The following is an 18,945-nucleotide window of genomic DNA, read 5'->3' as shown; positions in this document are numbered from 1 at the left end:
AACGGGAACAGATAACGGAGGAAACCCAGGAGGCGGAACGGGGACAGATAACGGAGGAAACCCAGGAGGCGGAACGGGGACAGATAACGGAGGAAACCCGGGAGGCGGAACAGGGACAGATAACGGAGGAAACCCAGGAGGCGGAACGGGGACAGATAACGGAGGAAACCCGGGAGGCGGAACAGGGACAGATAACGGAAACGGTGGAAACCAAAACCAAGGTGGTGGCTCAACAGTTATTGAACGTACAAATAATTATATTGTACATCAAAAAACTGAGAAGTTAACAAATAATACATCTAATGTATTAATTAAAGAAGCAGTGGAGACCGTTCAAAGTTATCAAGGTTTAATGAGTCTTTATCAAGTGTATTATGGGATTGATTTAAGAACGAATGATGTGGGGCCTAAGCTTGAAGAGGGAAGTTTAGATGCGATTGCTACTGATCATTCATTGTACTATATGTTAAATAAGCAAAGTGTAATTGATTTAATTTCAAATCTTGTTTCAGCTAGTATTACGAGTGAAGTAAAGCAAGATATGACAGGTTTAAAACAAAAAATAGACTCTTACCAACAACTCATTACTAGTGCAGATCAAAATTCAATGCTATTAGCGGAGAAATTAAATGAAACGATGCAGCAAGCGACTAGTATGAATCAAAATTTAGGAGAGTATGTAAAAGGTTTAGCGAAATGGCGTGAGAGTAGCTTAAAGTTAGTGGAAGAGCAACAAGTATTAACGACTAATAATGCAGGTGAACAAACAGCTGTACTATCGTTAGACTCTGGTATTAAATCTTTAACGATGCAAACTCAATCATTAGTAGAAAGTTCGAAGCATAGTTTAGCAACATCAGATGATGTGTATAAAACATTTGACCAAATCAATGGACAAGCAAAAGAAATTCAAGACAGCGGAACGACAATTGTTTCGAAAGCAGATTCTTTATTAAATGATTTTACGAAGAAAATGGAAGATGATAAAGCATTCTCGAAAAACTTTACGAAGATTTTGGCGAATAGTCGTATTGGAGATCGTCAAAATGAGATGCTATATGAGTTTTTATCTAGTCCAGTTCAGAAACAAAATGATGGGGTAATTGTAGCTGGTAATGCTTTTACACCATACTTAATCGTATTAACTTGTTTCATTGTTGCGTTATTTACAGCATATGCAATTGCGAATCAAGAAAAGAAACGAACGCAATCAGATCATTTTGAAGAGAGGTTCTCTTTAATTGATATGAATGTACCAACTACAGTAGTAGCATTTGGAATATCGATTGTGGAAGGAATCAGTATAGGAATCATTTCAGGCCGTCTTTTAAAATTCGGTCAGGATCAAAGTTTACTATGGATTGCGTTTATCACAATCATTATGATGGCGTTCGTATTAGTTTCAACATACTTACTACGACAAATAAAAATGGTAGGGATGTTTATCTTATTAGTATTTTTAAGTATGTATCTATTTTTAACTGAAGCAGTTGGAAGTAAAGTAGACCAAATGTCTTCTGTAGGTAAATTGCGTCAATTTTCACCGCTTCAATATATAGAAGGTTTTCTAAATGATTTTATTAGCGGTAAAGATACAGGAAAAGTTATTTTTATCGTATTGTTTGTAATTGCCATTATAGGATTAGTTAGTAATCTATTTGTATGGCACAAGAAATGGGAGGAAAAAGAAGTAAATGATCAAACAATGGAGCATAGTGGTTAAGTTATCATTTATTTGTTTCCTTTTACTGTTTGTCGCGCTACCGATTAGGAGCGCGGCGGACAGTTATCTTGGTGATGATGGAAAGATTCAGTTTAAAGTAGACCGCTTTGAAGATAAAGACCAAGAAAAAAATAAAAGGGAACATAAGGAAACAGAATTAGATAAAGCATCAATTGAGTTATTTAATAAAGATATAGAAGAAGAGATTCAAAAAAAGAAAAAGAAAGAACAAAAAGAGATGGAATCCTTAAGAGATTCTCTTTTTATAAAACAAAAAGAAAATAATAGTGTTAAAAATACGAAAAATAGTTTATTTAGTAGTGAATACGTTGTAAGAAAAAGCGCTGATGAAGTAGCAAGTAATCAAACAATGAATGAAAAGCCAATAAGTACAACAATAATCATATTGTTAGGCGGCAGTGTTTTACTTATTTGCATCGGTATTTATACGGTTCTTCGGAAAAGTTGGAGGTAAAGTAATGGCAATACAAACGCATATTAATGTAACGGTAGATTTTAGTAAATGGAATGGAAATACATATGATTTGCGTATTCCGAATCATCAATCTATTAAATATTTATTGAAAAACTTATTAGATACGTTAAAGATTGATAATCATGAAGGTTCACATTTTGTAATGAAAGTGAGAAATAAGTCAATTGTTTTAACAGATAATGATCGTTTAATTGATCACCAAATAACAGACGGAGATATTTTACAAGTTTTATAAAGAATATTTCTTACTTTTAGTTTTTTGAAAATAAGTTATTACTGGTTATAAAGAAAAGGAGAAGAGGATAAACATGACGGAAAAAACAATTCAAATTGATGCAATGAACTATCAATTTCAAATAGAAAAAGAAAATTGGAAATTGGAGATGACAAAATCTCAAACACGTATAAAAGATTTCCGTCAATTCGATATAATTACGGGCGCATCATCTGAATTTGTACCATTAACGATAGAAGAAACGGATGATATGTTTACGTTTCTATTTCAAGTGGACAAAAATTTATATAAGTGGGACGATCTTAGCCGTTTTGGAAGAAATGAGAAATTGAGACTGCTTCGAAATGTTGCGCAATTTCGTAAATATTTAAATAAACGAATTACGTTCTTTTTACATCCAGACAATATAGTTTTTAATGCGAATTTAATGCCAAGTATTATACATAGAGGAATTCGAGATATTGTTCCACCAACCCCGTTGTTAGAAGAGCAATTTTTAACGCAATACAAGTGTCTAATTATTGCTTTATTCTCCGAAAAGCACAATTTTGATGATTTATATGCTGGGTTACTAAAAGATGCAAAAGAAACAACATTTGAACAGACAGTTGCTCAAATGGAAAGTTTAGATGCATTACTGCAGTTTCTTGATGACAGCTTTGAGAAGGAACAAACAAAAACAGAAAAAAATATGCAGTTAGTATCTAAAAAGAGCTATAAATCATTTAAATACTTAGCTTTTTCCTTCATAGCGGCGACAGTTATTTTAGCTGCTCCTTTAATATATTTCACTTTTATAAAATTTCCTTATCAAAATAAGTTAATAGAAGCAAATGCGAGTTTCATAGCAACTGATTATGACAAAGTAATTACGCAATTAAATGAAGAGGAATTTGAATCATTACCGATTGCATCTAAATATGAGTTAGCATTTGCATACATTACGGCTGAAAAACTAGGTGAAGATCAAAAGAAAATGATTATGAAAAATATTAGTTTGAAAAGTGATGAAAAGTATTTGCTGTATTGGATGTATAACGGAAAAGGTAATTTTGATAAATCATTAGATTTAGCTAAGACACTTGATGATCCTCAGCTTATTATGTACGGCCTTGTTAAACAAATTGAATCGATGAAAAATAATCCGGATTTATCAGGAGAAGAGCGTGATCAAAAATTAAAAACATATGAGCAACAATTAGATGAATATGAAAAGAAATATGGCAAATCATCAAACGATAAAGACTCGTCAAGCACAGAGAAGAAAGAGTAAGCAAGCACTTGATGAGACAGTTGAAAAGGAGCAGTGAACACGGATGGAGCAACTATTAGTATTGACTTATGGAGACAAAATATATAAGTGCACATTACATCCAAATGAGCAATCAATAGTGTCGATTGGAAAAGAGTGGACAAATGATATTACGAATCCAAGTTTAGAACAAGAAGTAGAGTTAAAGTGGAATAATGAAGTAAATGCTTGGATGGTACAAAATCAATTAATAGAGTTCAATAAGGAATTTGAGATTGGAAAAACTAAAGATGTGAGCTTGAAAATCTTTATATCTATTATTGGTACAAATAAAGTGTTTGATATAGGAACGAAACATTCTCTTACATTGAGTCAAAATAGTTATGATGATATTTCTATTACCGGAACGAATGTAGATTTAATGCTATCTCGTGAAACGTTGTACGATTCTTTTAAAGTGAACGTATATGACGGGGATGTATTTCATAATTATACGAAGCTAAAAGATAGCGTTATGTTAGAAGCTGGAGACGTATTATATTTTGATGGTGTTTTAGTAGAAATAGGCAGTGAAGATATTCAAGTATTGTCTTCAGAAGAGAACGTTAAATCTACGTTACCTATTTTAGTAGAATCCGAAACGAATTATCAAAGTGGTTATCCAGACTATCATCGTTCACCACGTATTATTTACCGTGAACCAGAAGAGAAAATGACAATTGCAAAACCTTCAAGTATGCCGTCAAAACCGACTGAGCATTTGGCGAGAATTATTGCACCTTCTCTTGTCATGATTGTCGTAACAGTATTACTTGCAATCTTTATGAAATATGGGATGTTTATTATTGCATCGATTGCGATGACATTAGTAACGATTATTGTATCTGTCACATCTTATATAAAAAATTTAAAGCAATATAAAATCGACATTGTGGAACGTGATAAAAGTTATAGAGCGTATATAAAACAAAAAACGAAAGATTTACATGCAGAAAGTGAAAAGCAGCGTCATGCATTACAATATCATAATCCAAATGTTGAAGTCATACGTAATATGGCTGTGCAAGTAAATCCACGTATATATGAAAAAACAATGCTACATCATGATTTCTTGACATTTAGCGTTGGGACAGGACAAGCTAATACGAGTTTTGAAATTCAATTTAATGAAGAAGAATTTAGTCAAACGAAAGATGAATTAATTGATATAGCACGTGAACTAAGACAGCGTTATCTATCATTGGAAGATGTACCCGTTGTAACAGATTTGATAAATGGACCGGTTGGCTATATTGGACAACGCTCTTTAGTGTTAGAACAATTACAATTATTAGTTGTACAAACCGCGTTATTCCATAGTTATTATGACTTGCAGTTTATTACTATTTTTCCTGAAGAAGAAAAGGAAAAATGGGATTGGATGCGCTGGTTACCTCATGGAAGTGTTCGCGATATAAATGTACGTGGATTTGTATACCATGATCGTAGCCGTGATCAAGTGTTAAATAGTTTGTATCAAATATTGAAAGAACGAAAATTAAAACTAGATGAAAAAAGTTCAACGAATGAAAAAATGTACTTTGCACCGCACTATGTCGTTCTCATTACAGATGAAAAACTAATACTAGACCATGTTGTTATGGAATTCTTTAATGATGATCCGAGTCAATTAGGTGTATCACTTGTATTTGTACAAGATGTTATGCAAAGTTTACCGGAGCATGTAAAAACGGTAATAGACATAAGAGATGCAAAACAAGGGAACATCATCTTAGAACAGGGAGAGCTTGTAAACCGTCAATTTAAACTCAATCACGTACCGAAAGGGTTCAATTTAGAAGATGTTTCACGAGCATTAGCACCGTTAAATCATTTGCAAAACTTAAAAAATAGTATCCCAGAAAGTGTAACATTTTTAGAAATGTACGGTGTTGAGAAAGTAAAAGAACTAAATATTACAAGTCGCTGGGAGAAAAATGCTGCACATAAATCTTTAGCTGTACCACTTGGGTTACGTGGTAAAGAAGATATCGTAAACTTAAACTTACACGAAAAAGCACACGGACCACACGGGTTAATAGCAGGTACAACAGGTTCAGGTAAATCGGAAATTATACAATCGTATATATTATCTCTAGCAGTCAATTTCCATCCTTACGAAGTAGCCTTTCTACTAATTGATTATAAAGGCGGCGGTATGGCGAATTTATTCAAAAACTTACCGCATTTATTAGGAACAATTACGAACTTAGATGGAGCACAAAGTATGAGAGCGCTCGCATCAATTAAAGCTGAATTACAAAAAAGACAACGATTATTTGGGGAAAATGATGTAAACCATATTAACCAGTATCAAAAACTGTATAAAGAAGGTTTAGTAAGTGAACCGATGCCACATCTATTTTTAATTAGTGATGAATTCGCGGAACTGAAGTCAGAACAACCAGAATTCATGAAAGAGTTAGTTTCAACAGCGCGTATCGGTCGTTCACTCGGAATCCATTTAATATTAGCTACGCAAAAACCGAGTGGTGTTGTAGACGATCAAATTTGGAGTAACTCGAAATTCAAACTAGCATTAAAAGTTCAAAATACGTCAGATAGTAATGAAATTTTAAAAACACCAGATGCTGCTGAAATTACATTACCAGGACGTGCTTACTTACAAGTTGGGAATAATGAAATTTATGAACTATTCCAATCAGCTTGGAGCGGAGCAGACTATGTAGAAAACAAAGAGGATAAAGAACATTTAGACGCAACAATCTATGCAATAAATGATCTAGGACAATATGAAATATTAAGTGAAGACTTAAGTGGACTTGGTAGCAGTAAAGAAGTAATAAGCGTACCATCTGAACTGGATGCTGTTATTGACTACATTCACGATTACGCAGAAATAAATGAAATTGAAGCGTTAGCTAGACCGTGGTTACCGCCACTTCCAGAAAGCGTATATTTACAAGACTTACACGCTATTCAGTTCAAAGAAGCATGGACGAAAGAAAAGAAACCATTAAAAGCAACAGTTGGTCTACTAGATCAGCCTGAATTACAATCACAAACACCATTAACACTAGATATTAGTAAAGACGGACACGTAGCGGTCTTCTCAAGCCCAGGCTACGGAAAATCAACATTCTTACAATCAGTCATTATGGATGTAGCTCGTCAGCATAGTCCGGAGCATTTGCATGTGTATTTATTAGACTTCGGAACAAATGGCTTAATGCCATTAAAATCTTTACCGCATGTGGCGGACATCATTACATTAGACCAAGTTGAAAAATGCGAGAAGTTTCTTCGTCGCATAGAAGACTTATTAAAAGATAGAAAGCAATTGCTAAGTAAATATGGAGTTGCGAGTCTTGAAATGTATGAGAGAGTTAGTAAGGAAGTATTACCAACAGTATTAATTACGTTAGATAACTATGATGCTGTTAGAGAAGCTGGATTTGTCGAAGACTTTGAACGCATTGTTGCACAAATTGTACGTGAAGGGGCAGCAGTAGGAATTCATTTAATGCTTACGGCTACACGTCAAAATGCATTGAGAGTACAAGTAAATACAAATATTAAACTACAAATTGCTCTATATATGATAGATGAGGCAGAATCTAGAGCTATTGTAGGAAGAACAGAGTTAAAAATTGAAGAATTAGCAGGCCGTGGTTTAGTAAAAATTGACGAACCAACAATCTTCCAAACAGCTTTACCGACAAATGGAGAAGATGTCCTTACTCGAATTGAAAATATACAAGCTGAAGGAAAAGAGATGGATTCCTTCTGGGATGGAGAAAGACCGAAAGCAATTCCTATGGTACCTGAAGTTCTGGAATACAAAGAATTCATTGCATGGCCAGAAACAAGAAAAATTATTGAAGCAGGCAAACTAACATTTGGTGTAGAAACAGAAAGCGTTACGCCTCTCGAATTAGATTTAACGGAAGCGGCTAATATTGTTGTAGGGGGAATCAAGAAAGATGAAGTTGAAAATGTAGTTCATCAATTCCTTCAACAGTTAGCAGACAGTGGTCACTTTGACCTAGGTTTAATTGATACAAGAACACGCAATTTCTCAAACTATAGAGAGAGCTCTGCTTTATATGTAGCTGAAAAAACAGGAATTGAGAAAACGATTAAACAAGTTACAAATGCTTATAAATCGAGAGAAGCGGCGTTTAAAGAGGAGCAGGAAGCATCAAGTGAAACAGTGAACCCGGCAGAATTTATTAAGAAATTTAAGCCGATTGTAATCGTAATCGCAGATGTAAATGATATTTTAAGTAATTTAGAAGATAGCGATATATATAGTTTGGCGGAATTAATAACAAATGGTGCATTTATGGGCATCCACTTCGTAATTGGCTGTGATGTTGATTCAATTGACAGTCGATACGACTTAGTTTCAAAAACAATAAAAACGCAATCTCATGTTATTTTACTTAGAAAATCATCAGGCCAAATGGTCTTCGATGTATCTAATAAAGATTTAAGTAGTACAAAATTAAATCCATTTGAAGGGTATTTTGTTGAAAATCGTTTTGCTACTAGAATTAAAGTGCCAACTATTTAAGGGGGGATTTGCATGGGGATAGAGGAATTAAATAGTCAAAAATCTGGTTTATTAAGTAGTATAAGTCATCAACAAGGGCAATTGGCTGAATTACAAATGAAACTACGAAGGCTAATAACTGCTAAGGGGAAATTTGTAAATAATCTTGAAGCAATTAAACAAAATCAAGAGCAGTTTAAGTCTTTAGAAATAAACGAGAGTAGTTGGAAAGGGCAAAGAGCAACTACTTTTAAAGAAACGTATGAACAACAAGTCATTTCGAATTTAGGGAAGTTTATTGGAGAACTAGGAAGAGTGCAAGAAGACATCGATCAAGCCATACGGCGGCTTGAAAGAGAAATCGCTACATGTGAGTCTAGTATTCTTTCTTTAAGTAGAAGTGTTTCAATGGTTGACGCTAGTATTCAAGTAGAAGTACAGAAGGCGGGGAAATGATAAATGGGGGAAATTAAATTAAATAAAGGGGTATTTGACGCGAAAGTAAGTGAATTGAAAAGTGGTGCTAGTGATTTAGGTAAGACTAAATTTAATGGTATGCAGTTACATCGTACGAATTTAAGTAAACTGAAAAAATATTGTGAAGCGATTGAAAAACTTTCTCAGAAAGTTCAGCGATATGAGAAATTGTTAGAAAATGATATAAGTAGAGTACAAGAAATTGGAGCAAAAATGGTAGAGAAAGATGCAAAACTTGGGCAAGAACTAAAAGTTGGTATACAGCAGCACTAGAAAAACATTCTACGTAAAAATGAAATAAGGGGAGAGAAACGTGGATAAAAATATTGAATTACAAGAAGTAAACGAATTACAAAAAAGATTTCAAACAAGTGCTGACGAACTAAATCAATATTTTGAAACTTTATTAGGGAAAATAGATGATTTGAACCAACTTAATTCTTTTCAAGGGAAAGCAGCAGATGAAATAAAGAGGTATTTTTCTAGAGTACATGGTACTACGATTGCTGGATTTCAAATTGCAGCGGAAGAGTTGAAAAATGAATTTCAAAAAGCAATAGAGAGTTTTAATAGTACAGTTGATAGTGATAGTGACACAAAGATTTATGGGAACTATTTAGATAATGTAAAGAAAAAAATTAATGGATACAGCAATGAATTTGATCGTTCTAATGAAGAAGCAAAACAAACTATATCGACTATAGCAGACATTGTCCCAACTCAGTATCCATCATCTTCAGGAATATCTGAAGGAATCCAAAAAAGTCAAAAGGAAATTAGTGATACGCTAGAAAAATTAGAAACGTATAATAGTCAGCAAAATGAACTTCAACATTTTAATGAAATGTTAAGTTCATTAGACAAGGGAATGAAAGAAATACAAGCAGCCAATGGAGATTTTTCTAGTAAGATAGTCGAAAAAATTATGGCTGGTGGATGGAATGGAAACTTAATAAATGGTATTTCGAATCATATGACGGCGTTTGATATACAACAAAAAGGAACAAAATTTTTAATAGCTGCCTTTGCTCGTATGTATTATGCTAAAAAGAATTATGATTTTAAAGCAATTTTTGATCCTGATTCTCGAAAAGGAAAAGGGAAGTTTACACTATCAACACGTCAAAAAGAAGATTTAGTGGAAGTATTCAAATTACTAAAGATGGATAGTAGTGATGATAGTATATTTCGTTACGTAAAAAATGGGCTTAAAATGGATGGTGTAGAAAATTCGAGAATCACGAATGAACAAGTAAGAAAAGCAAGAAAAGGAATTTATAAGTTACCGGAATTTCAAGATTTTCACAAATTTCATCAGGATCGGAGTCAAAATGGATTAACTACTGCAATTAAAGAAAGGGGATGGAGTTCGTTTAAAACGGAGTATGTAAAAGGGTTAAAGGATTTACATCCTGGAAAATGGAAAGAAGCCTTTAAAGAACTTGGGAAAACTGGTAAGTTTTTAAAAGGGGCCGCTATATTTGGAGCGGTTGTGTCAGTTGGAAATAACATTGCAGAGGCTCAAAAAAATGGATGGCAGCGAGAGGATATAGTTGATATAGCAACAGATTCAGCAGTAGATATTGGAGCAACTGCTGGAGCAGCAGCAGCTGGTGCAGTAGCGGGATCGTTTTTCGTTCCGCCTGTTGGCACTGTTGTAGGAGCTGGTGTTGCGGTATTTGCCACAGCAGTGATGAATTATAAGTGGGGAGGAGAAGATAATGCAATCGATTATGCAAAAAAAGGAGTCAAACAAATAACGAAAAAGATTTGGTCTTTATTTTGATGTTAAGTTAGATGACATAAAAGGAGTAATTTAATGATGTGGAATATAAAAGAAGAGGATTTGGATGAGTTTCGAATGACATGTAGAGTACGATTAAGTCCTGAGGGAGCTACAGGATTTATGATGGGGGGCATACTCTTTAGTTCAATAATTATATTTTCTATCGTTTTATCAGGTGGTTGGGAGTATTGTAAGGTTCTCTTTGAAATGGGAATTGTAAAGTTTGAGCTGTTGTTATACAGTGTGCAAATCATTTTTTTAATACTATATTTGTTTCCAAAAGCTCGTTTTAAATTTCAAAAATTACAAACAATTGTCGTGTTATTATACGCATTTCAATTAGGAACGATTGGGCTCACAGCTTTAATCGTTTCTGAAATAGCTAATAAGTCGATTGATGTTTTTACATTGACGCTTGCAAGTTTATTATTTCTAGGAGCAGTTTTTTTTCATATTGTGACAACAATTGATACGTTTAAACAAGCAAGTGAAGGTGCATTTAGTATGGATGAGAGATCTAAATCATTTTTTAGTAATACAAAGATGAATGTACTGAAGGGAGTAATGATATACGTACCACTCCTTCTGATTTTAATTTATTTTCGTAACGACTATGGGTTTGATGCTTTACTAATGTATGTGGTTGGGAGCATTTTAATGTACGCAGTAGCCATAGGTGCAGCTGAATTCCAGCTTTTAGTGTACTGTAGATTTAAATTTAAATCATTTAATATGACGTGGGAAGAGAATGAGAGACAACGTCAGAAATTTAGAAAATATAATAAAAAAAACAAATCGAAAAGTAGATAATAAAAGAAATGAATTTTTGCTATAGCATAAGTTGTTAATTTATGCGTATGAAATGAGAAATTGCACGTTTCCATTCGAATTAGAAAGAAATAAAGATAAGGGGAGTAGATGTTGTGAAAGTTCAATATAAAGCATTATCACTATTAAATTTAATTAGTATTACTCAAGTCGTCAAAAAAGAAGATTGGTTACTACCTGCTATTGCGCTGAGAAATCAAGTTATCCGTAATGGGATTTATGCAGTAGGACCGGTTCTTTTTAAATATAAACCACTTGAAAATGAACCAGCATATGGTGAATATACATATTGTGTTCCGGTAAATGAACGTGTGGAACTGGGGGGAGATTCTGCATATGAATACATTGATGGTTTAATAATTGAAGATGCTTTAAGTGTGCGTTTTACGGATGAAGATGGTGATATTGAAGATGTGTATAATTTAATACACGAGGTGGCAAATCAAAACCATATTAAATTAGATAGTAGTTTTTATCATGTATGCTTAGATGTATACGGTGATACTTGGTTAGATATTTACGCTCCTATTATAGAAGTAGGTGAAACCGTAAAATGATTATAGAAGGTCAAAGTATTGCATATACAAATGTTGTTTCAAAAGAATACTATATTCATTATACCTATATGAAAGATTCGATTGACGATTTTATGCTAGAAATAGAAAAAGCGAACTTAACAGCAAAAGGTTCACTATTTTATGCATTGAAAAATGTTCCTTCAGATGAAAATATGTATATTGAATTATTTATGCCGATATATGAGGATAAAGTTCCACCATTAGAAACAATGAAATTTAGAAGCTATTACTATGTAGATGACATGCTTGTGAAACGATTGACAGGAGATTATGAAACATTAACCGAGTATGCATATGCTGAGATGCTTCAGTATATGGAAGATAATGAACTTGATATGATTTCACCTATTTATCATATTTTTAGCGGTGATGAAGAGCTACAGTATGTTGAAATAAAAATTGCAGTGGATACACAATAATAATTTAGTGTACTTATAGTTCTGGAAATATGAAAAGTAAAAACCAGATTTTAGTTTCGTTTTATAGAAGAATAATATAAAGGTATTCTTGAATTAAGAGTTCTAATTGTTGTTTTTAGTAGGAAGGAGTCTACATATGTGGCTATTTTCAAAAGAAAAAACTGTATATTTTCAACAAGAGTGTGAGCATAAAACTGGGGAATTAATTAAGCAGCAAATATTGGAGAAAGTATCAGTAGATGATTGCATAATAGCTGCTGAAATGATTGATGTATTGTTTATATATCCTGAACTTGCAGAAGAACTTGCAAGGGTTTTATATATGAGTAATAAAGAATTATTCCGAACGGTTGCTATGTTTGTTGGCACATTTGAAATTTTTGTGCAAGTCTCAAACACAACGAAAGTTATTATCCAATGTATTCCGGTAGATGAAGAAATGGAAGAAGAAGTGTTTTCGGATATGAAAGTGATTGGTTTTAAATATAAGAAAAAGTCCACTGATGAAGAGATAGAAGAAATAGCAGAGTGGATGCTGGAATATAAAAAGATGTGTAAAAAAATAGCAGAGCACTATGAAATAGCTCAAAAAGAATCATTATTATAATGTAAGAATATCTGAGATTAATAAAACCTTCTCTTCTGGTTAGAATGAGGAGGTTTTTTATTCTAAGATCTATATGTAATTGATTGAATAATTCGACATGAGATTTTTCATTTGGATCAATCTGTATTGGTAGTAGTTACGTTCTGCAGTTCGCTTTGTTCTTATTTTGAAAGGGAAAATTTATTCAAAAGTCAATTTGTAAAAAGGAGAAGATGTTATTTTGAATAAGGATCGGAATGTTTCGGAAACAGAGAAAAGTTTTTTTGGAAAGACAATAGTATCTATCTATAAAGCGTTAGAATTTATAGTGAAATATACAATGATTCTAATCATAATAATGTCAATATTTGTGATAATTGCTGCTGTTTATTTTAAAATATATGAGGGTATAGGGGCGGGTGTATTCCTCTTAATCTCGTCATTATTTGCATATTTGGTATTTTTTAAGAAAAGTAAAAATGCCTAAATTAATAGCGAAAATAAAATTTCAAAGATTAACAACTATAATACGTTATTTGAAGAGGGAAAGTTTTGAATATGGCATGAATGTATAACAGCAAGAAAACCTTCTCTTTTCGTTAAAATGAGAAGGTTCTTATTTTTAATTTACATGATTTAAGTGAATGTAGTTAAGGGTGGGACAATTGGATGTGGAATATAAAAGAAGAAGATTTAGATCAATTTAGGGTGACATGTAAAAGTCGATTAAGCCCTGAGGGTGCTTTAGGTTTTATGATAGGAACAATAGTGTACGTTTCAGTTATGATGTTTTTTCTTATTGGTACTTTGGTAACGTTTGGTTGGGACTATTATACTACTTTCTTCGAGAAAACAATCGTTAGAATGGAACTTGTGCTATATAGCTTGCAAATAATTTTTTTAATTCTATATTCATTTCCAAAAGCTAGATTTAAATTTCAAAAGTTACAAACGATTGTCGTATTATTATATGCATTCCAATTAGGTACGATATTATTCACGGCTTTAATTCTTCCTGGAATGTCTGATTATACAATCGACGGAATTACATTAGTATATGTAGGTTTCTTATTTATAGGAGCAGTGATTATTCATATTGTGACAACGATTGATACGTTTAAACAGGCAAGTGAAGGTGCATATAGTATGAATGAAAGATCTGCTTCCTTTTTTAGTAAAACAAAAGGAACTATGATGAAAGTTGCTTCAATATACGCATTAATCCTTCTTATTTTGATTTATTTTCATAATGATTATGCGTTTGATACTTTTATTGGGTATGTAATAGGTACTGTTTTAATGTATACGATAGCCATTGGTGCAGCTGAATTTCAGCTATTAGCGTATTGTAGATTTAAATTCCCTTCATTTAACATATCGTGGGAGCAACATAAAAGAGAGACTCCAAGATATCAAAAGAAAAATAAAAAAGGTAAATCAAAACGTAAGGCGTAAAGGAAATGAGTATAGTAGGTTTAAATGTTCGCCATTTACTATAATGTGGAAGGAATATGAAAGAGAGCGTAAGTGACATTTGAAGAAACAAAAGAATATATAGCCAAGAGAAAGAATAGTAAAAGGAGTAGGTATTATGAAAATTCAATATAAAGCATTATCACTTTTAAATTTAATTAGTATTACTCAAATTGTAAAAAAAGAAGATTGGTTATTACCTGCTATCGCACTGAGAAATCAAGTTGTTCATAATGGAATATATGCTGTAGGTCCTGTTCTTTTTAAATATCAGCCATTGGAAAATGAACCAGAGTACGGCGAATATACGTATTCTGTTCCAGTAAATGAGCGTGTTAAATTGGGAGAGAATTCTGCATATGAATACGTTGATGGATTAATTATTGAAGAGGCATTAAGTGTTCGATTTACTGATGAAGATGGTGATATTGAGGAGGCTTATAATTTAATACATGAGTTTGCAGAACAGCATCATATTAAATTAGATAGCGGTTTTTATCACGTATGTTTAGATGTATACGGTGACATGTGGCTAGATATTTATGCTCCTATTATAGAAGTAGGTGAAACAATAAAATGATAATTGAAGGACAAAGTATTGCATATACAAATGTTGTTTCAAAAGAGTACTATTTTCATTACGAAGATATGGAAGAAGCAATTGAACATTTTATGTCAGAAATTGCAACAGCGAATTTAACAGTAAAAGGTCCGATGTTTTATGCTTTAAAAAATATACCATCTGATGAAAATATGTACGTTGAATTATTCATGCCAGTAAATGAAGATAAAATTCCAACATCAGAAACACTTCAATTTAGGAGCTATTATTATGTTGATGAGATGCTCATGAAACGATATACGGGAGATTATGAAAAATTAACAGAGCAGGTATATGGTGAAATGCTTCTGTATATGGAGGATAATAATCTGAATTTAGCCTCGCCAATTTATCATGTGTTTAGCGGTGATGAGTCTTTACAGTATGTTGAAGTGAAGATTGCTGTATTTAATGAAGAATAATATTTTAAGCTTGTGGCTTTTAAAATATGGAAACATCATGAAATATCATAAAAGAGATAGCTTTGAATAGGGTTTGGGGAAATGACATAAATAAAACCTTCTCTTCTTGTTAGAATGAGGAGGTTTTTCGTTCTCAAATCTATATGTAATTAACTTAATATTTCGACATGTGATTTTCAGTTGGATTATTCTGTATTGACAGTAGTTACGTACTATAGTTCACTTTGTTGCTATTTTGAAGGGGTAAATTTATTCAAATGTTAATTTGTAAAAAGAGGAGGTTGTTAATTTGAATAAGGATCGAAATGTTTTGGAAACAGAGAAAAGTTTTTTTGAAAGGACAATAGTATCTATATATAAAGCGTTAGAATTTATAATGAAATATACAATGATTCTAATAATAATAATGTCAATATTTGTGATAATTGCTGCTGTTTATTTTAAAATATATGAGGGGATAGGGGCGGGTGTATTCCTCTTAATCTCGTCATTATTTGCATATTTGGTATTTTTTAAGAAAAGTAAAAATGCCTAAATTAATAGCGAAAATAAAATTTCAAAGATTAACAACTATAATACATTATTTGAAGAGGGAAAGTTCTGAATATGGCATGAATGTATAACAGCAAGAAAACCTTCTCTTTTCGTTAAAATGAGAAGGTTTTTATTTTTAATCTACATGATTTAAGTAAAGGTAGTTAAAGGTGGGAAACTTGGATGTGGAATATAAAAGAAAAAGATTTAGATGAATTTAAAATAACATGTAGAAATCGTTTAAGTCCTGAGGCTGCTGTAGGTTTTATGTTAGGTTCAATCATATACACCTCATTAATAATGTTAGGTGTAATTTATGGTTTGGTGAAATTTGGTTGGTCAGTATACCCTAGTTTACTAGAGGAAACAATTATTAAAATAGAGTTATTTTTGTATAGCTTACAAATCATTTTTCTTATTGTATATTTATTTCCCAAAGCCCGTTTTAAATTTCAAAAGTTACAAGCTATAGTTATATTGCTATATGCACTTCAACTTGCGACTATAGGATTTGTAACAGTAGTTGTTTCGAGTATTTTCGGTTATTCAAATGATCGTGTTACATTGACTTATGTAGCCTTATTATTGTTAGGAGCCTTTATTATTCATATTTTTACAACAATTAATACCTTTAAGCAAGCTAGCGAAGGCGCATTTAGTAAGTGGGAAAATTCAGTTTCATTTTTTAGTAAGACAAAAGATTTTTTTATGATTGCTTCTATATTATATGTATTAACTCTCCTAATCTTAATTTATATTAATAATGATTATACGATGGGGCAAATAGGTTGGTATGCCGTATTGACCCTTATACTATATTCGGTAGCCATAGGCGCAGCAGAGTTCCAATTATTAGCCTATTGTAGATTTAAATTTCCATCATTTTATATTTCGTGGGAGGAACATGAAAGGGAACGTCAGAAAAGAGTAAAGCTTTATGAAGAAAAGGAAAAAAGGAGAGCTAAAGAAATAAAATAAGTTTGGAATTCTAAAAATTCAAATAGAGTACATAAGCAATTAAGGACTGTATATAAATTGATCCATTAAAAAATTAAGATATCTTCTATATAATCTATATGAGTAAATAGATACCATTAAGTAAAGATGAAGTGTACTACTATCCAAATAGGAACATAATGAGCCTAAAAATGCCTAGAGAAATCAACGGGGTGTCAGTATGAAGTTAAAGATGAAAGCTAAGATGATAATAGTTCTGTCAATAGTAGCAAGTTTATTAAGTGGATGTGGTTTTGGGGAGATGAAGATAGAGTATGAGAGATTTGTTAAGGCATTAGAAGAAGAGGACATGAGTACGGTAATGTCTGCGAGTGATGATGGGTATGCTTATGTGACCCAAAGAGGTATTTATAGTACGTTTGAGCAAAAAGAAGATGGAGAGCACAGTAAAACAATTCGTCAAACTACGGAAGGTGTATATAATACAAAAGATAAAAGTTTATATGGAGAGGCGATACAAACAGTTGCGACTGATATAGAAAAAGGCAAGGGAAAAAGGACAAATGAAAATTATAAAAAAGAAACGATTTATAGTACTCATGTTAAGTATGAAAATGGACAGGTGAAAAGTCCGGATTCAAATCTAGATGTTTCATACGTGAACTTAATTGTAGATCGTTTAAATGGGATAGGGAAACTAAAGATGAAGCCTGAAGATGATATAAAAAAGTTTGATCAGCCTAATTCAGTGGGATATCGACTAACTGAATCTGAATTTAAAAATATTATTAATAATAAATTAAAGATACAATACGATGAATTTGATGGAGCAACAATCGTATTGCACCTGGATGCCCCAAAAAATCCAAAACAAATTTTGCAAATGAGGATAGATATAGACTTTAAAGAAAAGAATGAGGATGGAAAATTAGTAGAAAATATGTTCCAAATAATAACGTATTTTAATAGAAAACAGGATAATAACCAAGATGCGAGACAGGAATATTTAAAATACAAGGCGCAGTACAACAAAAGAGATGGTTAAGAGTGGCGATGAAAATAAAAAGGTATAAAATCAGTGACTAAGAAAATTGCATCTATATTTTGGTAATATACTATAGTTCGGGGAAAGGTGGAGTTAACAAATGTGGAACATAAAAGAAAAAGATTTAGATGAATTTAAAATAACATGTAGAAATCGCTTAAGCCCAGAAGATTCTATGGTGTTTATGTTTGGAGGAATAGTTTATAGTTCATTATTCATGCTTTTTATTTTGGTAGCATTAATTAAGATTGGCTGGGGTTACTATCCAACTCTCTTTGACAAAATAATTGTTAGTATTGAATTAGTGTTATATGGTTTGCAAGTAATCTTTTTCATTCTATATCTAATTCCAAAAGCTCGTTTCAAATATCAAAAGTTGCAAGCACTTGTGATATTATTATTTGCATTCCAGCTAGGAACTATAGGATTCACATTATTTATACTTCCAGCAATTTCGAATTATTCTATTGATCAAATTACATTATTGTATGTGGGTTTATTGTTTCTAGGAGCAGTTTTTGTTCATCTGGTGACAACAATTGATACCTTTAAACAAGCAGAGAGTGGAGCCTTTAGTACCGATGAAAGAGCAACTTCATTTTTTAGTAAAATAAAAAACAATACAATGATTGGTATTACGATATATGTACTAACCCTTCTTATTTTAATTTATTTTCATAATAATTATGAAACAGGGGTTTTAGTGGGGTATATGGCAGGAACCCTTGTAATGTACGCAGTAGCCATAGGTGCAGCAGAGTTCCAATTATTAGCCTATTGTAGATTTAAGTTTCCGTCATTTTATATTTCGTGGGAGGAGCATGAAAGGGAGCGTCAGGAATTCTTAAAGCGTTATAAAGAGAGAGAGGAAAAGAAAGCGAAAGAAATAAAATAAGTTTTGGTTTCTGAAAATTCGAACAGAGTATATAAGCAATTAAGAATTGTATAAAAATCGATGCTAATAAAAATTAAAGTATC

At 32.4% G+C, this 18,945-nt stretch carries 20 protein-coding genes; all 20 read left to right on the top strand.

The genetic code is table 11. The features are described 5' to 3' along the window. The coding region (locus tag AC3WTA_RS05045) for an MFS transporter (RefSeq protein WP_483296230.1) at window positions 1–1,723 on the top strand (1,723 nt) is incomplete at its 5' end. Further along, window positions 1,695–2,198 (top strand): type VII secretion protein EssA, encoded by a 504-nt coding sequence (gene essA / locus AC3WTA_RS05040; protein ID WP_000595666.1) that lies wholly within the window; start codon window positions 1,695–1,697, stop codon window positions 2,196–2,198. The genes AC3WTA_RS05045 and essA, both read left to right, overlap by 29 nt. A 4-nt stretch (window positions 2,199–2,202) precedes the next feature. Next, the gene (locus tag AC3WTA_RS05035) at window positions 2,203–2,454 is read left to right on the top strand and encodes an EsaB/YukD family protein (protein ID WP_001007573.1); all 252 of its coding nucleotides are present in this window, start codon (window positions 2,203–2,205) and stop codon (window positions 2,452–2,454) included. A gap of 73 nt (window positions 2,455–2,527) precedes the next feature. After that, entirely contained in the window at window positions 2,528–3,727 is a 1,200-nt protein-coding gene (gene essB / locus AC3WTA_RS05030) for a type VII secretion protein EssB (protein ID WP_000137024.1), read from the top strand. A 43-nt stretch (window positions 3,728–3,770) separates the two neighbouring features. Next, on the top strand, window positions 3,771–8,282 hold the full coding sequence (gene essC / locus AC3WTA_RS05025; RefSeq protein WP_000436750.1) for a type VII secretion protein EssC: 4,512 nt from the start codon (window positions 3,771–3,773) through the stop codon (window positions 8,280–8,282). A gap of 12 nt (window positions 8,283–8,294) precedes the next feature. After that, the gene (locus tag AC3WTA_RS05020) at window positions 8,295–8,717 is read left to right on the top strand and encodes a YwqH-like family protein (protein ID WP_000510565.1); all 423 of its coding nucleotides are present in this window, start codon (window positions 8,295–8,297) and stop codon (window positions 8,715–8,717) included. 3 nt (window positions 8,718–8,720) lie between these two features. Continuing rightward, window positions 8,721–9,011 (top strand): TIGR04197 family type VII secretion effector, encoded by a 291-nt coding sequence (locus AC3WTA_RS05015; RefSeq protein ID WP_000503892.1) that lies wholly within the window; start codon window positions 8,721–8,723, stop codon window positions 9,009–9,011. A 40-nt stretch (window positions 9,012–9,051) separates the two neighbouring features. Further along, the gene (locus tag AC3WTA_RS05010) at window positions 9,052–10,524 is read left to right on the top strand and encodes a T7SS effector LXG polymorphic toxin (RefSeq protein ID WP_000360012.1); all 1,473 of its coding nucleotides are present in this window, start codon (window positions 9,052–9,054) and stop codon (window positions 10,522–10,524) included. A gap of 36 nt (window positions 10,525–10,560) precedes the next feature. After that, window positions 10,561–11,334: a hypothetical protein gene (locus AC3WTA_RS05005; RefSeq protein ID WP_002096673.1), complete on the top strand. Its 774-nt coding sequence runs from the start codon at window positions 10,561–10,563 to the stop codon at window positions 11,332–11,334. 113 nt (window positions 11,335–11,447) lie between these two features. After that, a complete protein-coding gene (locus tag AC3WTA_RS05000; protein ID WP_000868166.1) occupies window positions 11,448–11,909 on the top strand; it encodes a DUF5085 family protein in 462 nt (153 codons plus the stop codon). Further along, on the top strand, window positions 11,906–12,349 hold the full coding sequence (locus AC3WTA_RS04995; protein WP_000582722.1) for a DUF5085 family protein: 444 nt from the start codon (window positions 11,906–11,908) through the stop codon (window positions 12,347–12,349). The genes AC3WTA_RS05000 and AC3WTA_RS04995 overlap by 4 nt, the downstream gene beginning before the upstream one ends. Window positions 12,350–12,485: 136 nt before the next feature. Beyond that, window positions 12,486–12,956: a hypothetical protein gene (locus tag AC3WTA_RS04990; protein ID WP_000266199.1), complete on the top strand. Its 471-nt coding sequence runs from the start codon at window positions 12,486–12,488 to the stop codon at window positions 12,954–12,956. A gap of 220 nt (window positions 12,957–13,176) precedes the next feature. Beyond that, window positions 13,177–13,422 (top strand): hypothetical protein, encoded by a 246-nt coding sequence (locus tag AC3WTA_RS04985; protein WP_001030787.1) that lies wholly within the window; start codon window positions 13,177–13,179, stop codon window positions 13,420–13,422. Between the two features lie 182 nt (window positions 13,423–13,604). Next, window positions 13,605–14,390, top strand: a complete 786-nt coding sequence (locus AC3WTA_RS04980; RefSeq protein WP_000267144.1) for a hypothetical protein — start codon at window positions 13,605–13,607, stop codon at window positions 14,388–14,390. Between the two features lie 136 nt (window positions 14,391–14,526). Next, window positions 14,527–14,988: a DUF5085 family protein gene (locus AC3WTA_RS04975; RefSeq protein ID WP_070168724.1), complete on the top strand. Its 462-nt coding sequence runs from the start codon at window positions 14,527–14,529 to the stop codon at window positions 14,986–14,988. After that, window positions 14,985–15,431, top strand: a complete 447-nt coding sequence (locus tag AC3WTA_RS04970; protein WP_000582717.1) for a DUF5085 family protein — start codon at window positions 14,985–14,987, stop codon at window positions 15,429–15,431. Before AC3WTA_RS04975 ends, AC3WTA_RS04970 begins: the two co-directional genes overlap by 4 nt. 289 nt (window positions 15,432–15,720) lie before the next feature. Beyond that, entirely contained in the window at window positions 15,721–15,966 is a 246-nt protein-coding gene (locus tag AC3WTA_RS04965; RefSeq protein WP_070168725.1) for a hypothetical protein, read from the top strand. A 182-nt stretch (window positions 15,967–16,148) separates the two neighbouring features. Then, complete coding sequence (locus tag AC3WTA_RS04960) at window positions 16,149–16,943, top strand: hypothetical protein (RefSeq protein WP_000267171.1); 795 nt, start codon at window positions 16,149–16,151, stop codon at window positions 16,941–16,943. Between the two features lie 199 nt (window positions 16,944–17,142). After that, a complete protein-coding gene (locus AC3WTA_RS04955; protein ID WP_000769100.1) occupies window positions 17,143–17,967 on the top strand; it encodes a DUF3952 domain-containing protein in 825 nt (274 codons plus the stop codon). Window positions 17,968–18,067: 100 nt separating this feature from the next. Next, the gene (locus AC3WTA_RS04950) at window positions 18,068–18,862 is read left to right on the top strand and encodes a hypothetical protein (RefSeq protein WP_000267174.1); all 795 of its coding nucleotides are present in this window, start codon (window positions 18,068–18,070) and stop codon (window positions 18,860–18,862) included. Window positions 18,863–18,945 lie beyond the last annotated feature (83 nt).

The sequence above is a fragment of the Bacillus sp. EB106-07-01-XG149 genome (genome assembly GCF_058791555.1).
Note: the sequence above shows the minus strand (reverse complement) of the source record. Positions and strands in the feature narration are given on the sequence as shown.